Below are 18,185 nucleotides of genomic sequence, written 5' to 3' on the forward strand. Positions count from 1 at the left end.
TGGATTTTAAAAGGCACAGTGAAGTGAAGCGGTGCGGTTTGGTGTAGAGAGGTAAAAAATGTTATACCGTGTTATAAAAATGACATTGGGCGTACTTGTCGGTATCTATATCGCAATCTTGCTCAATTTATCGTTTCCACTTTCGGCTGGAATCATCGTTATGCTGAGTTTGCTAGATACTAAAAAACAGACTTTTAGTGTGGCTTGGAAGCGCATTTATACTGCAGGAATAGGGTTTGTCTTATCTGCTGTGATCTTTAACTGGTTTGGTTTTGAGCCTTGGGTGCTGGGACTTTTTCTATTGGCTTTTGTGCCCATCAGTTTAAAGTTAAATGCGGCTGAAGGGGTTGTGATGAATACTGTGATTGCAACGCATTTTATGAGTTTTCAGAGTATAACGCTGGTCAATATCATCAACGAACTCGCCTTACTGGGGATTGGTATTGGTGTGGCGATTGTATTGAATCTGCATATGCCCAGTTTAGAAAATGAACTCAAAGAAAAGCAGTCTGAAGTCGAAAAACATATGAAGCACATTCTCATGCAGATGAGTTTTAATTTAAAGAATCTTTGTCTAGTTGAGGATACCAGTGAGGAAATGGCTCAGCTGGAGCCTTTTATAAAAGATTCTAAAGTCCTTGCTTTGAAGCATGTCAACAATCTTTTGCTTGTGGATCATCAAATCTATGTGGATTATTTTCAGATGAGATTAGATCAATTTTACTGGATGCTCTATATGCAGAAACATTTTAAAAATTGTTTTATTACCCAGACTGAAGCAGAGATGCTCAGTGAATTCACAGAACATATGGCCGAGATGCTTTCTGTGGAGAATGATCCCAAACCGCTTTTGGATGAACTCGCCAGAATCAGAGCCCTTATTGTAAAGCAACCGATACCGACGACACAACTTGAATTTGAAAATTATTCAGCACTTTATCAATACATGAATGATCTAGAAACTTTTATTCTACTCAAACTTGAGTTTTCAAAAAAATACTTGTAGCTGGAGGGTAATATGAGATCTGAAACAAGGATTTCCCAAAATTTAAAAAAGCATTTAAAAGACATTGACTTATATTTTGAAAAGATGATTGAAAGCGACTTCAGTCATAAGGGCATTCATGAGTATCGTGAAAGTATAAGGCGATTTAGAGCCATATTGTTTTTTTATGAACCCTTTATAAAAGGAGCAGACTATGTCGCCCTGGAAAGGATCTCCAAAAAACATTTTGATGCCACTTCGCTTATTCGAGAATTGGATGTTTTCGAAGAAGGCTACGGACACGTCATGAACACAGAAGTGATTTCAAAAATGCATAAGATCAAAGCACCTTTGAAAGAAAAATTGAGGGCGGATGCGGTCAAAATGAAAGAAGTGGATTTTAGTACATTTGAAATTCATATCAAGCAGCATATGGAATCAAAAGATTATGGTGAGTTTGAGCAAATAAGACAAGCGGAACTCTTTGAAGTTTTTGTTGAGAGATCTGCTTTTAATCAAGAAAATGTTGAAAAATCAATTCATGCCAAAAGAATGCTTGCTAAAAAGATTCGATATGTGCACTGCCTTTTGATGCCTGAAAGAGAGGATTTAAAAAACTTGAATGATCTATTGGATGCGTTTCAAATTGTGGCCAAGGCGCTTCATGACGTCTGCGTCAATCTTAGATTTATAGGTCATTATGAACTGGATGATCAAATTCTTTTGGATGAATTGGTAAAAGACCATGCGGCGTATCTTAAAGAGGCGGATGATCTCTTTGAATCCGTGCGTGAAGCCGTTGAGGGTTACTTGGCGTTTTAGAGTGGAATGCATAGTAGTAACTGACAAATAAGTACTTGAAATAACTTCTTTTGATCCCCAGTCTTCGGTGTTGTCTGTGGGGGGATCGCCACGAGCTATTTCAAGTACTTATTTTTATGGATAGTATCCAGTTGTATATTTAAAAGACGGCTGTATACATAAAAGGGCTTCGGTAACTTGGTGAAAAAGAAAGAGGAGAAGCGCAAAAATCAAATCTCAAAAATCCAAAAAACAAAAGAAGACTCTAGGGGGAGAGTCTTCTTTCTGTATATAAGTCGTTATTGTAGGGGAGTTGACACGGGGGGACGTGTCAATGAGTAAGAGTTTATTGCTTGGAATCTATCAATAATTTGGAGTTAGTAATTTATGTCTAGAGGAGGGAACTTCCTTTCGACATCTTTATATTACAATATACTTGTTAAGGTGGGATTAACAGTGTGTTAAAGAGCTAATAAAAAATCATGAACAATATGAAAACACTGCTTTTGTTGTCATAAGTGTGAGAAGTTAATAAAGCCCTTTACAAATCATGGGAAAAAAAGATAAAATAGTAGTAGTGCCGATAAAAAATTGGAGTGCTTTAGTTTGGGGGATGCTTATGAAATGTATAATAAAAAGATTTGACGATTTGACGATCTATGAACTCTACGATGTAATGCGCTTGCGCTTTGAAGTTTTTGTAATCGAACAGTCTTGTCTCTATCCAGAAATTGATGGTAAGGATCAACAAGCCTATCATTTGATGTGCAAGGACGATGAAGGTGAATTGCTGGGGTATTTGCGCATATTAGACGCCGGCGTGAGCTATGCGGAAACCTCAATTGGAAGGGTTGTGGTGAAAGAGAAGGCAAGAGGCCTGAATCTCGGTAAAAAAATCATGACAGAGGCGATCTCTTTTATTAAAACGGTTAGACATATTGAGGCCATTAGAATTTCTGCACAAGCATACTTACTTGAATTTTATAAATCTCTTGGATTTGAGGCTGTTTCGGATGAATATCTAGAAGATGATATTCCGCATATAGAAATGTTATTGAAGCTATAGAGGAGGCATCGTGATTCATAAGAAGACAATTAAGGCGTATGTTTATCAACGTGATCAGGGCAAATGCTTTCATTGCGGTAAGTCGATAAGATTCAATCAGACAACACTAGATCACTATTTTCCCAAGAGCAGAGGCGGGACAGAGGAATTTTTTAATTTAGTGGCTTGCTGTAAATTTTGTAATCGTATGAAAAAGAGTGTAGTCCCTAAGGACTGGTTGACGATTAATATAGAACTGTTTAAAAAAGCTGTGTTAGACGGCAAGGTGATCAGTCAAGTGGAGCCCAAATATAATCAGGATGAATTGGTGGGCCTTGCTCATGGGATTGAGTCTATATTTAGAAATAAGATCAACACCGTGTTTGAAGGTGATGGTTATAGACTGTATGTGAAAGAAAATAAAATTTATAAAATGGTGAGATTTCACCATGAAGAAGAATGATTCGTTTTGTGAAAGTATTTTAATAATAATGAACCTCTTATCTCTGAGACAAATAAGATAAGAGGTTCTATTAGTATGGGGGATGATAACTTTTTAAGAAGCTATTTTTTTGCTTTTAGTGCATTGAACATATCTAGTGCTTCTTTGTGATCAATGCCTTCGTGAACGATAGCGCGAACAGCTTGAACCATTGCGCTTGGATCTTCTGATTGGAAAATATTTCTGCCCATATCTACGCCTGCGGCACCCATTGAAATGGCATTGTAGCACATTTCGAGCGCTTCTGCTTCGGGTATTTTTTTGCCGCCAGCGATGACGATTGGCACTGGACAAGCTGCAATAACACTTTCGAAGTCATCACAGTAGTAACATTTAACCACTTGTGCGCCAACTTCTGCAATGATTCGAGTTGCCAGTCTGAAGTACTTAGCATTTCTTTCCATGTCTTTGCCAACAGCAACAACGCCCATAGTAGGAACGCCATAAGTGTTGCCTGTGTTGATTACTTTTGAAAGATTTTCGATTGATTTTCTTTGATTTGGTGCACCTATAAAGACTTGGCTCGCCATCAAATCTGCATTCATTCGAATGGCTTCAGCGATGTCCACTGAAATGATTTCATCGCTGAGATCATCATCTAATATAGAGGAGCCTGATGTCACTCTAAGTGCAATCGCCTTGTTTCCAGTGAGCGTTGGATTGATACAAGTGGTCATACCGCCGCGTGTTCCCATGAAACAATCAATGTATTCTGCAAGCGGTGGAATGTTGAGATCAAGTCTTTCAAGTCCTGAAGTTGGGCCTAAAAAGTAACCGTGATCAAATGCAAGCATGAGTGATTTACCTGAAACGGGGTTGAAAACTTTACTAAGTCTAGATTTCATGCCCCAGCTGTAGTGACCAGCACCTTTTACATAAAATCCGTCAGAATTTTGCTCGATGCCAATACCGTAATTTTTTGCTTCTAAAATACCGTCTTTATCTGCCATGAAATTGCCTCCTTTATTCTTTGGCATTGTGAGTGTTCACAATGTTATATATCATGTCTATATGTTGGGTGGGGATATTTTTTTCAACAGGGATATCCTTGAATAGCGTTATCCCTGAATAGCGTTAGTTACCAAGAGCAGGTTTAATCTTGAACATACTTGTCTTGGTCTTGGAACGGCGCAAGCATAAATACAGCTTTTGCAGTTGAAGTACTATTGTTGATAATGTAGTGTGTTTCTCCGGGTTCTGCCGTAATGAGATCACCTTGAACACATTTCACAAGCACATCATCTATATAAAAATCGAGTTCGCCTTCAATGATGAGGAAACTTTCTTCCATAATTTTATGATGATGACCTTGAAAATCTTGTCCGGGTTTGAAGACGACAACGCCACTGCTGAGATACGGACCTCTTCTTAAATATTTTGGGCCGCTGTCGCCAAAACGATATTCTCGTTCAGATTCGTTTACTTTTACCATTTTTTCACCTCTTAAATTTAAATTTTGATTCTTCTAATGAGAGTCTTTTGATGAGCGTTTTTTAGATACCTGGTGCACGCCACATGTGTGATAAAAATCCCATGCTGCTGCTTTTTTGTTGTGCAATTGATAAAGCTTTCCAATTGTTGAATATCATCTGATATTTAGTGTGATTTTCATTATTCGGTGTAAATGTATGCTCAATGGTGACGTGTTCCTGAGTATGCTCCAAGGATTTAAGCCAACCGATGCCCACAGCGGCACAAAAAGCGGCGCCAAGAGCGGTAGATTCTTTTATGACGGGCACTTGAACCGTTACACCGAGTACATCTGCAACGATTTGGCACCAAAGTGCGCTGTTGGAAGCACCAGATGCAAAGGTGATCGTCTCTGGAAAATGACCAAAGAGATCTTCGATTATTTTTTTGTGCCCCAGAGTGACCAGAGCAGCATTTTCTAAAAGGCTTCTATAGAAAGCCGCTTTATTATACTTTTCAGGGTCGATGCCAAAATTCGTAAAACAGGGTGATGGATGTTGCCAGTTTTTATAATCCATAACACTCGAGAAAGAGCACATGATACCATGTGATCCCACGGGAACCGCTTTGGCTTTTTCGTTTAAAATATCGTAAACATTCTGTCCTGTGTCCTTAGCCTGTTGCACTTCGAAGTCACAGAATACATCTCTAAACCATCTCATCACAAGACCTGGATAAAATGCGATGAGTTCCTGCTGCCACATATCTGGTGTGGCATGACAATTGACTCGAATAAGGCCTTTTTCATCGATATGTGGTGAATCCGTATTGTATTCAAGTTGCCAAAAGCTGCCGCCTAAAAGTGCAGCTTGATTGGGACTTGTGATCCCTAAGCCAATGCAGCCCATTTGAACATCGCCACCACCGACAACCACTTTACATTCTGGATTTAATCCTGTTGATGTTGCAATCGCCTCTGTAATGGTGCCAACGACTGTGCCGCTCTCATAAACGGGTGGGTACATGGTCTCCTTCAATCCGCATTTTTCAATGATTTTAGAGTCCCACTGTCTCGTATGAGTGTTTAAAATGCCTGTGGTAGAAGCGTTTGAAGGTTCGACGGATAAAATCCCTGTCAACTTGTAAATGATCCAGTCGTTAAGCATTGTAATAGAAGCGGTTTCTTCATAAATTTCAGGCAAATTATTTTTAACCCAAAGCAATCTTGGGATGGCGCCCAGTGCAAATGTTTGACCGGAGGCTTTATACACTTCGTCTTCAATGGTATCTGAGAGTGCCTTGAGTTCATAAACTTCCTTTGACGCTCTGGAGTCTACATTGGACACTGCCCAGATTTCTTCACCTGCCCTATTATAGAGTACAAATGCCTCTCGCATGCTCGTGGTGGAAATCGCTGCGATTTCATCACCTTTAAGACCTGCTGTTTTTAAAGCTTCGCGGATAGTATCAAAGAGCAATTTGGTATTATGTGTCACGTCAAAATCGATGGCACCTTCGTATTGAGGATCTTCTTTATGAGTCCACTCCTTTTGTGCAACACTTATTTGATTGAAATTCTGATCAAAGATGACCGTTCTGACGCTGCCAGTTCCAGCATCAATGGCCATAATGTATTGCTTCATAATAGCTCCTTTCTCAATGGTACGGAAATTTTAAGTACGATGAGTTGCTTTTAACTGTTTTTAAAAGTGATCAGCGATTCAGCCGTATCTTCATCTGTGATGAGGACATCGATATAGTTGCCGATTAAGGCAGAATAAATGGCTTGAATCTTTTCCTTGCCACCGGCAACGCCTATGGTTTTATGAGATGATCGAAGCGTGTCCAACTTAATGCTAATCAGTTTTTTGTGAACACTTGAATCCAAGATTTTGCCGTTTTTATCGTAGAATTGGCTGAGGATGTCGCCGACAGCACCTTGCATCTGGAGCAAGATCAAATCATCCGGATTTGCAATGCCATATTTGAAGATCGTCGCCGTGTTGGAGACAGAACCGATGCCGACTACGGACATATGAGAGAGATTGGTCATATCGAGCACATTTTTCACACTCTTTTCATTTAAGAAGACCTCAGCAACTTGTTCAGAAGATGCAAATAGAGGTGCAGGTAAAATGTGTATATCTGGTGTAATGCTCGTGGAACTTCTCTTTCGTGTGCCAGCAACAATTGCTGAAGTATAGTGTGCGACACCGCCGGATAAAGTGACAAGAGAAATTGGTTTTTCAAGTGAGTAGATCAAATGGTTGATGGTTCTAGAGATGGTATCGCCATAGCCAATGTTTATATAGGTATTGGCTTCAACATTTTCTTCTATATATTGTGCTGCACCTTTGGCGATGTTTTCATTGACGTTGTCTGGTGTAGAGGGTACCACGAAAACATCTTTCAAATTAAATTGGTTGATGAGCGATTGCTCCAGATCTATACGCGCTTTGGCATCTGGGTCCATTTTAAATTTGATGATACCATCGTTCTTGGCTTGATTGAGCAGTTTGACAACTCGCATTCTCGAGATGCCGAGATGATCTGCGATTTCCTGTTGAGTCATATTGTCCGCGTAATAAAACCAAGTTACTTTATAAAGCAAATTATCTTCGTACATGATATTTCTCCTTAATATGGATTTATAAGTATATAAAACAAATCTCTAACAAATGTTTTATTGTTGATAATATGTTCATCTAAAAATATTATAGCAATGCTTTTAGATGGTGTCAATAGACGCGGAAAATCTATGATAAACAAAAAAAGGATTGACAAGGCCTAGCAGTTTGAAATATTATAGAATTAATGAAAGATTCACGACAATCTAACGTATAATTAACAAAAGATTTCAACAAGAACAAAAGATACCTTTCATAACAAATGATTTAAATGCGAACAAAAGATTCAATCCAAAGCATATGATCAATATTGAGTATTTGTTAGTCTTCACGGGAACAAGATAACCATAGAAGTTGGAGGTAAATCATATGAGTGCGAATAAATCTCTTATGAAATTGCATGAGATCTATAAGTCATTCGGAGATAATGCGGTATTAAAGGGTGCATCTTTGGAATTATCTGAAGGTGAAATTGTGGCAATCATTGGTGGCAACGGTGCCGGTAAGAGTACTTTAATGAAGATTCTTATGGGGATTTATCCGCTTGATCGCGGCGAAATCTTCATAGAGGGTGAAAAAGTCAATATGAATTCACCGTCGGTGGCCCTTGAAAAAGGCATCTACTTAGTGCCACAGGAGCCGTTACTCTTTCCCAATATGACTGTTGAGGAAAATGTAGTTATTGGATTCAATGAGAACAAAAACGTTCTTTCAGGAAAATTGAGAGAATTGATTAAGCAACTTGGATGGGACATTTCACTGTCCAGAAAAGCGGCGACGCTTTCCATTGCAGAACAGCAACTGGTGGAAATATTGAGAGGGTTGCTTAGAGAAGCTAAAATTCTGATTTTAGATGAACCCACTTCCACGTTGACGTTTAATGAAATCCAATCTTTTTTTGAACTTATGATGGACCTCAAGAAAAAGGGCATTGGCATGCTTTATATCACACATAGGCTTACAGAAGTCTTCGAGGTGGCATCTCATGTGGTCATTCTCAGAGATGGCGAAATCACAGTGAGTGGGCCAGTGGCGAATTTTACTAAAGAAATGCTCATTAAAGGCCTTATGCCAGATAATATGGTTCATGCAAAGACCAACAGCGAGGTCTGTACAGTGGATTATACGAAGCAGCCGGTTTTGAAACTGGATGCACTCACGGGATATGGTTTTAGCGACGTTTCCTTTTCGGTATATGAAGGTGAAATACTAGGACTTGCAGGTGTGGTTGGGTCTGGACGCACTGAGCTTGCAGAAGCTATTTTTGGTAAAGGGGAAGTTTTAAGTGGTGATATTGAACTTCTTGGAAAGAGCATTAGAGGTTTAGACACGAATGAAATTGTAGAGAAAGGCCTAAATTATGTGCCTGAAGATCGACATCTCAATGGCATATTCGCCATGGCTGATGTGAGACTCAATACAACTTCTTCTATATTAAGTAGACTCAGCAAAGTGTTTATCAATAGAAAGCAGGAAAAGGCAGTAACCCAAAAGTATATTGATGATTTCAGGATCAAGGTAACTGGACAAGATCAAACTTTAAAATCCTTATCCGGTGGCAATCAGCAAAAGGTGGTTATTGGCAGAACCCTTTCTTCAAATCCCAAAGTGATCATATTAGATGAACCCACACGCGGCATTGATGCAGGTGCACGTGGAGATGTTTATAAGATCATCTATCAACTCAAAAAACTGGGACTTGCCATTTTGCTCATCTCTTCGGATTTTGAAGAAATCAACGAGTTGGCAGATCGAGCCGAAGTGATGTACCACGGGACCAATAATGTGGTGCTCTCAAAGGCGGAAATTACGCTGGATGCTTTAACACAGGCGGCATTTGGTTGCTAATTAAATCATTTTATGAGGTAAAGGGAAGGTGATTGGTCATATCATGTTGATTATAAAGAAGATATTTGAAAAAAGGGAAATCACAGCACTTGCATTTTTAGTGATCTTATTTTTAGGCGTCGGCCTTAGAAATCCAGATTTTGTGAATGCTCAAAGTATAGCAACGGTATTGAAAGGCAGTGTGCTCTATATATTCTTGGCGGTGGGCATGACGTTCGTGCTCCTTACAGGCGGTATTGATGTATCCGTGGGTGGCACTCTCGGCATTGCGGCAGCTGTTTCAGCAACCATGATAAGAGGTGGCTCAAATATTTTTATGGCTGTGGCCATTGCAATGATCATTGGGAGTAGTATTGGTTTAATCAATGGCGTAGGTGTGGCCATTGTAAAAGTGCCGGCCATTATTATGACACTGGGTATGCTGGGCATCGTCAGAGGCGTAATGATCGTTTATACAGATGGCAAATGGGTTGAAAATCTACCGGATTCTTTTAAAATGGCCTCTCAAGCAAATATTGCACATGTGAATATTTATTTTATATTGGCCATTGTGACAACAATTTTGGTTCAGCTCTATTTTTCTAAAGCGAGAACGGGCAAATATTTTGCTGCTATTGGCGACAATTTAGAAGGGGCTATCCTTGTGGGCATACCTGCTAAAAAAATGATCATAATTGCCTATGTGCTCTCAGGTCTATGTGCTTCAATTGCAGGAGTGATCTTTGCTTCACAAGTGGGCTTTGTGACCAGTAACACCGGTGTAGATATAGAGATGGTGGCCATAGCGGCTTGCGTCCTCGGTGGGGTAAGCCTCAGTGGCGGACTGGGTTCAGTGGTGGGCTCAAGTATAGGCGCATTGATTATGACGGCCATTAACTCAGCACTGATTTTTTTAAAGGTACCTTCATTTTGGAACAAATCGATCCAAGGGACACTTTTAATTCTCATTGTGGTTTCGGATGTGATTATTCATAAATATTTTGAAGATAAAGCGCGGAAGCAAAGACTTTCGGCAAGGGCACAGTGTCTTGATAAAAATCTTAAGAATCTTAAGGACACAGATATCTCTACAGAATCAACGCTTGTGGGAGGTAATGGTCAATGATGAATAAAATCAAACAGTTTAAGGCAAAGTGGGAAGCGTCTTTGGTGATCTTTCTCATTATGGAAATCATGTTTTTCGGTCTGTTAAATCCTCGTTTTTTAAAGATGAAAGTATTGCTCAACAGTGCAAATGACTTTGTGACAGTGGCGATTATTGCGCTATTTATGACCTTTGTCATTATCACAGGCGGCATTGACATATCCATGGGTTCAGTAGTGGGATTGAGTTCTGTGGTAATGGGGCTTTTGTGGCAGGAACTTGGACTCAATATTTGGATGGCGATGGTGCTTGCCATTATAGTAGGTGCCATATGTGGTGCTTTTAATGGCTATCTGATTGCCTTTGTGGGCGTACAAGCCATGGTGGCTACACTTGGAACAAGCTTTTTGTATGCAGGGGCTTCGCTTGTGATCATTGGATTTTCAGGCATCAGTGCGGCAGAAGGCATTGGTGGTTTTCCAGATAGTTTCAGAGAATTGGGTCATGGCAATATAGGCGGCATTCCAAGTTCTCTGCTCATCTTTGGCTTTTTAATTCTAGTGGCTTATCTATTGCTTCATAAAACCACATATGGTAGAAGGGTTTATCTCACTGGGATCAACCGTAGAGCAGCAGAATTCTCAGGCATTAATACTAAGTTGATCATCTTGAGTACTCATATGTTGGTGGGTATGGGTGCAGCGATTTCGGGGATGTATATTACTTCTTATTTGAGTTCATCAAGAGCCGATCATGGTGCAACACTGACGTTATCCGTGATCACAGCCGTCGTGCTCGGCGGTACTGCAATTACAGGCGGTGAGGGTTCAATTATTGGCACTGCCCTTGCGAGTGTTATTATTGGCCTTATGACTTTAGGTCTACAAATGGCTGGATTATCCACACAGTATGTGGGCATTGGCATCGGTATCCTACTTGTGGTGTCGGTGGCCGTAAAGAGTTACTTCAGTGGCGGCAAAGTGTTTGCAAATATTAAACGCCATTTTTCACAGGAGAAAAGTTAAAGCATCATAGGGTTCAGGTATCATCATAAAGTTATAAGATTTCAATGTATTTTGGTGTATATATTGCCTTTCAGAATTACTGTGAGGCTCATATATAAAATATGGAGAGGAGAATATGCTTAATGAAGAGAAAATATTTATCATCGGTAGCGATTATGCTTTTAGTCCTTGTTGTAATGGTGGGTTGTGGAAAAGCACCAGAAGCAGCACCAGCGGCGACACCAGCAGCAACACCAGAATCAACTGGAAATAAGGCAGCCACAGTTGACCCAGCTGACGTTTCAGTAGTATTTATTCCAAAGTTAACAGGTAATATGTTCTTTGAGTCTGCAAATGTAGGCGCTCAGGCGATTGCTAAGGAAGTTGGCTTTGAATGTAAATACGATGGAACAACGAACGCAACCGTAGCAGATCAAGTTCAAGTCATTAACAGTGCAGTTAATCAAGGGTACAATGCAATTGCAGTTTCATCGAATTCGCCTGATGGATTAAATGAAGCCCTTAAATCGGCTGCCGATTCAGGGATCAAAGTCGTTACATGGGATTCAGATGTAAATCCTGAATACCGTTCAATCATGGTAAGTCAAGGCACACCAGATCAACTTGGCAAAATGCTTGTGGATATGGTGGCAGATCAAATTGATGATGCTAAAAACGCAGAAATCAAATTTGCATTTTTCTACTCAAGCCCAACGGTTACAGATCAAAACTCATGGGTTGAAGCCGCTAAAACATATGTTGCAGCAGAATTCCCTAAGTGGGAACTTGTAACAACTGAATACGGCGAGTCAGACGCTCAAAAATCTATTCAAGTGGGTGAATCCATTCTCAACACTTACGCTGATATTGATGCGGTTATTTGTCCAGATTCAACAGCGCTTCCTGGTATGGCACAAGCTGCTAAAAACTTAGGGAAAAATGCGGATGATGTAATCATTACAGGTTTTGCAACACCAAGCTCTATGAGAGATTTTATTAAAGACGGCACTTTAAAACAATTCGGATTGTGGGATTGTGGCGTTCAAGGCGCTATGGGCGCTTATATTGCATACTGGTTAGCAGCGGGTAACGATTTTGTTGTAGGTGATAAGATTGATATTCCAACTGTTGGCGAAGTTGAAATTATGCCTAACTCCGTATTGAATTATGATTATTTAGCAGATGATTCCGGAATCGTTCTGATGCCCGAAAGAACGATCTTCGATATCAATAACATTGATGACTTTAATTTCTAAGTTGTGAATGGTTGTGAAAATCCCCTTTTTAATGTGAGTTTAAAAAGGGGATTCTTTTAGTAAAAAATACTATACATTTAAAAAAAGTATGTTATAATGAAGTTGATTAAGGGATTGTAACTGTTTGGCAGGCAACACCCAAGTTGAGAAAACCGCATGAATGTGTGGTTCGCATCAGTTTGGGTGTTTTTTATTATCACAAATAGGGTTAAACCTTAAGATTTGGGGGGTGTGCTCAACTTCAAAAGCTGTCTTGAGATTGTGTTAGGAAGGATAAATTCAAATGGGGTTGCATGTGAAAAAGATATTTAACAACAACATCATATTAGGTGAAGATGAAAAAATGTCTGAAATGATTTTGCTTGGAAAGGGGATTGCGTTTCAAAAGAGAATAGGTGATGCCGTTGATCCTGACAAGATTGATAAAACATATGTCTTTAAAACTTCGGAAAATTCTTCGAAATTTGTTTCTCTTTTGCAAGAAGTGCCTTTACACCAAGTAGAGTTGGCAAGAAAGGTGATCGAACAAGCACAAAAAGAATTGAATGTCACTTTCCACGACGGGATTTATATTGGATTAACGGATCATATCTGCTATACACTTTCGAGGTATCGCAGTGGGCTCATGATCAAAAACGCACTTTTATGGGAGATTAAGAAATATTATCCTAAGGAGTATGAAGCGGCTCGAAATGCGATTAAGTTGATTGACTACTATGAGAAAGTTGAGTTGTCTGAAGATGAAATTGGGTTCATTGCACTTCACTTTGTCAACGCTCAACAAGATGGCGAAGAAATTCAGAAGACCATATTGGTAACTGAAATCGTCAATGACATCTTGAGCATTGTGAAGTACCACTATCAGATAGAACTCAACGAAAACACTTTAAATTATAGTCGTTTTGTGACACACATTCGCTTCTTTGCCAGACGCATGTTGAGTAATGAATTATTGCATTCAGATGATGATTTTTTATATCAGCAGGTTAAAAATAAGCTCACGGAAGCAGTGGCATGTGCCGAAAAAGTGAGAAGCTACATCATGGAAAAACTAGATGTTTCTATTTCACAAGAAGAAATGCTTTATTTTATCGTTCATATCAATCGCGTTGCAAGTCGAGAAAATGATGTAAGAGCGGAAAATCAATAAAACTACACTAAAAAAAGAGGCGTTAAATTAAATATTGTGGATTGTAACCGTTCAGGGCAATACCTAAGTAAAATCGAGTAGAATCAGTGGATTAGGGCTGATTACTAGATTTGCTTTAGGTATTTTTTTTATTAAAAAAGAGGAGGGTAATGATGAATTATCAAGAGTTAGCGGGACAAATTCTCAAGCACGTAGGTGGCGGCAAGAACATCACACAGTTGAATAACTGTGCCACACGATTGAGGATGAATTTTAAAGACGAGTCGCGTGTCGATGTTGAGGCGCTCAAGAAAATACAAGGCGTTATGGGGGTTTCTAAAAAGGCAGGTCAGTACCATATTATCATTGGACCTGACGTGGCAAATGTGTGCAATGCCATAAAAAAAACAGCGCATATTGACACGGCGAATAGTCCCAACAAAAGTCACGGTAAGGTAGAGCAAGTGCTAGATATTTTTGCTTCGATTTTCACACCGGTGATCCCTGCGATCACAGCTGCTGGTATGATAAAGGCGATATTGGTGCTTTGTGTTTTACTGGGGATGTCAAAGGAATCTCAAGGCTACATCATTGTCAACTTCATAGCAGATGCTGGCTTCTACTTCTTACCGATTATGCTGGCGTTTTCAACTGCACTCAAATTAGGATGTAATCCCTATTTGGCGGCAATGATTGGCGGTGTTTTACTGCATCCTAAATTTGCAGGTCTTGTTTCGGCAGGTGATCCAGTTAGCTTTTTGTCAATACCTATTAAGCTTGTCAATTATGGATCAAGTGTTATTCCAATCATTTTAGCCGTGTGGTTTATGACTTATGTGGAGCGTTTTGCAGATCGTATTTCGCCTAAACCAATTAAATTCTTAATGAAACCCGTTTTAACTGTTTTAATCGTGGCACCGGTTACACTTATCGTGCTTGGGCCTTTAGGTTCTAATATAGGTACTGTGATTGCTACGGGAACAGATTTCTTAAATACACATGTGAGCTGGCTTGTGCCAACGCTAATGGGTGCTTTCATGCCTCTATTGGTACTCACAGGCATGCACTGGAGTTTCTTGCCGATTCTCATGACTTCATATACAACCTATGGCTATGAAGCCGTTATGGGTCCTGGAAGTTTGGTTTCAAATATTTGTCAAGGTGCAGCATCGTTAAGTGTTGCTTTAAAAACAAAAAATAAAACGCTTAAACAGTTGGCAGGTTCGGCAGGGATAACTGCTCTTATGGGTATTACAGAGCCTGCAATGTATGGGGTTACGTTGAGATTAAAAAGACCACTTATTGCGGTAATAATCGGTGGCGGTACCGGTGGCTTTTATGCTGGGATCATGGGCGTTGTACGTTATACTTCAGGTACGCCAGGTCTTTTATCTCTCCCAATTTTTATTGGTGAAAACCCAATGAATATTGTTCATGCTTGTATTGCAGCAGCTATTGGATTTGTGGTCACTTTTATCTTGACGTGGATTTTAGGATTCGAAGAGCCAGAAGACGAGTTCAATGATACTGATGGCCAGAACGAAAAGCAGGCAGATCATATCAATAAAAAATCCATTTTAAGCAATAAAAGCATTGTCTATAGCCCAATTCAAGGTGAAATTGTGGCACTCTCTAAAGTGAATGATGAAACCTTCGCAAAGGAAATTACAGGTAAAGGCGTGGCTATAGCACCTTCTGGAAATCAAGTTGTGGCGCCTTTTGATGGTGAAGTGGTCACGGTTTTTAAGACGAAGCATGCTATTGGTTTAAGGAACAATGATGGGGTAGAATTGCTCATTCATATAGGCATTGACACGGTGGCGCTGGAAGGCAAATACTTTACGGTCCATGTGAAAGATGGCGACGCTATAAAGAAAGGCGATTTGCTCATGACATTTGATAAGGCTATGATTGAGCAAGAAGGCTATGATTGTATATCCCCAATTATTGTCACCAATACGCAGGTGTATGCTGAGGTGTTTAGTGTGGATGAAGGTTCTGCTGATGCAGGCGATAGAATTATAACGGTAATTTAAGGCGGTGTTTATGAATTTGAAAGAAGACTTTTTGTGGGGCGGTGCCGTTGCGGCGAATCAATGTGAAGGCGCTTACCTAGAAGATGGCAAAGGGCTATCTCTAATGGATGTTTTGCCATCAGCAGAAGAAGGTCGAAAAGAGGCAATGTATCATCCCGAAGTGGCTTTGAAAAAAACTTATAAATATTATCCAAGCCATGAAGGCATTGATTTTTACCATAGATATCGAGAGGATTTAGCTCTGCTCAATGCAATGGGGATAAAGGCTTTTAGGACTTCTATTTCTTGGACGAGAATCTTTCCAAATGGGGATGAAGAAATGCCTAATGAAAAAGGCCTCGAGTTCTATGATCGCTTATTTGATGAATGCTTAAAATATGGGATTGAGCCTGTTGTGACCATTAGTCACTTCGATATGCCCATCCATTTAATCCAAAAATATGGTGCTTGGTCCAACAGGAGAACGATCGATTTTTATCTCAATTACTGTAAAGTTCTGTTTGAACGCTATGGGCAGAAAATTAAATATTGGATTACTTTTAACGAGATCAATATGATTACACATATTCCCTTTTTCGGTGGCGGCGTAACCGTTGGGGCAGATGAAAATGCCAATCAAGTGACATATCAGGCGGCACATCATCAATTGGTGGCAAGTGCACTTGCTACAAAAATGGCAAAGGGTATCAATCCGGAAATTCAAGTGGGATGCATGTTGGCGGCAGGTTCTTTTTATCCCTATAGCTGTGCGCCAGAAGATGTATGGGCGGCGACAGAAGCCAATCAAAACATGTACTTGTTCATAGATGTGCAGGTGCGCGGTAAGTACCCGAGCTATGCGGATCGAATCTTTAAAGCAGAAAATGTTGTGATCCGTAAAGAAGAGGGTGACGACGAAGTTTTAAGGGAAAATACGGTGGACTACATCGCTTTCAGTTATTATTCCAGCAGACTCATAGGCGTTGGACCAGAGGCGCTTAAGAATGTTGCAGATGGCAATGCAATTACAACGCTCAAAAATCCGCATCTCGATATTACCCCTTGGGGTAGGCAGATCGATCCGCTTGGACTGAGAACAACGATGAATGATTTATACGGCCGCTATGAAAAACCGCTCTTTATTGTGGAAAATGGCTTAGGGGCATTTGATCAAGTTAGTGAAGCGGGACAAATTGAAGATGATTATCGAATCGATTATATGAGAAAACACATTATTGCCATGAAACAAGCCATGGAAGATGGTGTAGAGTGTCTAGGCTATCTCGTTTGGGGCTGTATTGATTTGGTCAGTGCAGGTGGTGGCGAGATGGAAAAGCGATATGGCATGATCTATGTGGATCGAGATAATCGTGGCCACGGCACATTGGAAAGGAAGAAGAAAAAGTCCTTTTATTGGTATCAAAAGGTAATTGAGACGAATGGAGAAGTGCTTTAGTAAAATAGAATACAAGTTATTATGGGCTGATTCCTGTGTTTAATGGGGATCAGCTTTTTTATCGCTTTCGTTTTTTGTTCGATTTAGAGGAGGCTTGTTCAACCTGCTCATTCTATCTATTTTGTTGATCTTGCTCAGCCCGTTCTATGCGGTTAGATATTAAAACAACAAAATTTGAGCCAAAAGATCTTCTAAGAAGCTTCAATCAGCAAAATCATCAGAGAAAATGATTTCACGAATGAGTTGGTTTATTGATGATGCATATGATGGTTTCATGCAGGGGAGCTATATGAATATATTAAGGACGGCCCCCTGTTGAAGAGGGGTGGAATCTGATATAATGATCATTAAAGAGATGTCGGATGAAAGGAATTTAATAATGAAGATCACCCTTATAACCGTAGGTAAAATTAAAGAAAAATATTTTATCGGCGCCATCAATGAATATGCAAAACGACTTACGAAGTACTGTACGCTCAATATGATTGAAGTGCCCGATGAGAAGGCACCTGAGATGCTAAGTGAAAAGGAAATGGAACAGATCAAAGATAAGGAAGGCCAGCGTATTCTGAGTAAAATTAAGGAAACACAGTATGTGATCACGCTTGAGATCAAAGGCAAGCAATTGACTTCAGAAGGTCTATCGGAAAAGATGGCGGCACTTGGGTTAGAAGGCAATTCAGATGTAGTGTTCGTGATCGGCGGGAGCCTAGGCTTATCTAATCTCGTGCTGAATCGATCGAATTTTGCTCTGTCGTTTTCAGAGATGACATTTCCACATCAGCTGATGAAGGTGGTACTGTTGGAGCAGGTTTATCGGGGGTTTAGGATTCTTAAAAATGAACCTTATCACAAATAACTGCGGTTTTTTCAATAGTGTATGGGGATGTATTTGGTATATTGAATTTAGGAGAGAATATTCTGGAGCATGTTGCACCACGGTACACTTGAACTAGAATATTCAGATGTAATGGCAAGGTGACATTCCATTGGCAAATGACCATAATAAGGTTATAAGTCTAT

General features: G+C 39.9%; 16 protein-coding genes. 12 read left to right on the forward strand and 4 right to left on the reverse strand.

What is annotated here, in order from left to right:
• The first annotated feature begins 58 nt into the window (after positions 1 to 58).
• From ISU02_RS09280 to ISU02_RS09295, 4 genes are all read left to right on the forward strand, one after another.
• Entirely contained in the window at positions 59 to 1,006 is a 948-nt protein-coding gene (locus tag ISU02_RS09280) for an aromatic acid exporter family protein (RefSeq protein WP_194701553.1), read from the forward strand.
• 12 nt (positions 1,007 to 1,018) lie between these two features.
• Positions 1,019 to 1,807, forward strand: coding sequence for a CHAD domain-containing protein (locus ISU02_RS09285; protein WP_194701554.1), 789 nt, complete (start codon positions 1,019 to 1,021; stop codon positions 1,805 to 1,807).
• A gap of 598 nt (positions 1,808 to 2,405) precedes the next feature.
• Positions 2,406 to 2,852 (forward strand): GNAT family N-acetyltransferase, encoded by a 447-nt coding sequence (locus tag ISU02_RS09290; protein ID WP_194701555.1) that lies wholly within the window; start codon positions 2,406 to 2,408, stop codon positions 2,850 to 2,852.
• Positions 2,853 to 2,862: 10 nt separating this feature from the next.
• Complete coding sequence (locus tag ISU02_RS09295) at positions 2,863 to 3,294, forward strand: HNH endonuclease (protein WP_194701556.1); 432 nt, start codon at positions 2,863 to 2,865, stop codon at positions 3,292 to 3,294.
• Positions 3,295 to 3,395: 101 nt separating this feature from the next.
• On the opposite strand, the gene lsrF is transcribed toward ISU02_RS09295, so the two are convergent.
• The 4 genes from lsrF to ISU02_RS09315 all read right to left on the reverse strand — a co-directional run bounded on the left by lsrF (position 3,396) and on the right by ISU02_RS09315 (position 7,369).
• Positions 3,396 to 4,283 carry a 3-hydroxy-5-phosphonooxypentane-2,4-dione thiolase gene (gene lsrF / locus ISU02_RS09300; protein WP_194701557.1) on the reverse strand — a complete coding sequence of 296 codons (888 nt, stop codon included), beginning with the start codon at positions 4,281 to 4,283 and terminating at the stop codon, positions 3,396 to 3,398.
• A gap of 143 nt (positions 4,284 to 4,426) precedes the next feature.
• On the reverse strand, positions 4,427 to 4,765 hold the full coding sequence (locus ISU02_RS09305) for a cupin domain-containing protein (RefSeq protein ID WP_194701558.1): 339 nt from the start codon (positions 4,763 to 4,765) through the stop codon (positions 4,427 to 4,429).
• Between the two features lie 61 nt (positions 4,766 to 4,826).
• The gene (lsrK, locus tag ISU02_RS09310; RefSeq protein ID WP_194701559.1) at positions 4,827 to 6,386 is read right to left on the reverse strand and encodes an autoinducer-2 kinase; all 1,560 of its coding nucleotides are present in this window, start codon (positions 6,384 to 6,386) and stop codon (positions 4,827 to 4,829) included.
• A gap of 50 nt (positions 6,387 to 6,436) precedes the next feature.
• A complete protein-coding gene (locus ISU02_RS09315) occupies positions 6,437 to 7,369 on the reverse strand; it encodes a sugar-binding transcriptional regulator (RefSeq protein ID WP_194701560.1) in 933 nt (310 codons plus the stop codon).
• Between the two features lie 370 nt (positions 7,370 to 7,739).
• Between ISU02_RS09315 and ISU02_RS09320 the strand changes: the two genes are divergently transcribed.
• From ISU02_RS09320 to rlmH, 8 genes are all read left to right on the forward strand, one after another.
• The gene (locus ISU02_RS09320) at positions 7,740 to 9,218 is read left to right on the forward strand and encodes a sugar ABC transporter ATP-binding protein (RefSeq protein WP_194701561.1); all 1,479 of its coding nucleotides are present in this window, start codon (positions 7,740 to 7,742) and stop codon (positions 9,216 to 9,218) included.
• A gap of 28 nt (positions 9,219 to 9,246) precedes the next feature.
• Positions 9,247 to 10,323: an ABC transporter permease gene (locus tag ISU02_RS09325; RefSeq protein ID WP_207736242.1), complete on the forward strand. Its 1,077-nt coding sequence runs from the start codon at positions 9,247 to 9,249 to the stop codon at positions 10,321 to 10,323.
• Positions 10,320 to 11,327, forward strand: a complete 1,008-nt coding sequence (locus ISU02_RS09330) for an ABC transporter permease (protein ID WP_228727775.1) — start codon at positions 10,320 to 10,322, stop codon at positions 11,325 to 11,327. Before ISU02_RS09325 ends, ISU02_RS09330 begins: the two co-directional genes overlap by 4 nt.
• 122 nt (positions 11,328 to 11,449) lie before the next feature.
• Complete coding sequence (gene lsrB, locus ISU02_RS09335) at positions 11,450 to 12,562, forward strand: autoinducer 2 ABC transporter substrate-binding protein LsrB (RefSeq protein WP_194701563.1); 1,113 nt, start codon at positions 11,450 to 11,452, stop codon at positions 12,560 to 12,562.
• A 295-nt stretch (positions 12,563 to 12,857) separates the two neighbouring features.
• The gene (gene licT, locus ISU02_RS09340; protein ID WP_207736243.1) at positions 12,858 to 13,712 is read left to right on the forward strand and encodes a BglG family transcription antiterminator LicT; all 855 of its coding nucleotides are present in this window, start codon (positions 12,858 to 12,860) and stop codon (positions 13,710 to 13,712) included.
• A gap of 152 nt (positions 13,713 to 13,864) precedes the next feature.
• Complete coding sequence (locus tag ISU02_RS09345; protein ID WP_194701564.1) at positions 13,865 to 15,727, forward strand: beta-glucoside-specific PTS transporter subunit IIABC; 1,863 nt, start codon at positions 13,865 to 13,867, stop codon at positions 15,725 to 15,727.
• 10 nt (positions 15,728 to 15,737) lie between these two features.
• Positions 15,738 to 17,162, forward strand: a complete 1,425-nt coding sequence (gene ascB, locus ISU02_RS09350; RefSeq protein WP_194701565.1) for a 6-phospho-beta-glucosidase — start codon at positions 15,738 to 15,740, stop codon at positions 17,160 to 17,162.
• A gap of 379 nt (positions 17,163 to 17,541) precedes the next feature.
• Complete coding sequence (gene rlmH, locus ISU02_RS09355) at positions 17,542 to 18,021, forward strand: 23S rRNA (pseudouridine(1915)-N(3))-methyltransferase RlmH (RefSeq protein ID WP_194701763.1); 480 nt, start codon at positions 17,542 to 17,544, stop codon at positions 18,019 to 18,021.
• Positions 18,022 to 18,185 lie beyond the last annotated feature (164 nt).

Source organism: Fusibacter ferrireducens (assembly GCF_015352425.1).
Taxonomy (GTDB): domain Bacteria; phylum Bacillota; class Clostridia; order Peptostreptococcales; family Acidaminobacteraceae; genus Fusibacter_A; species Fusibacter_A ferrireducens.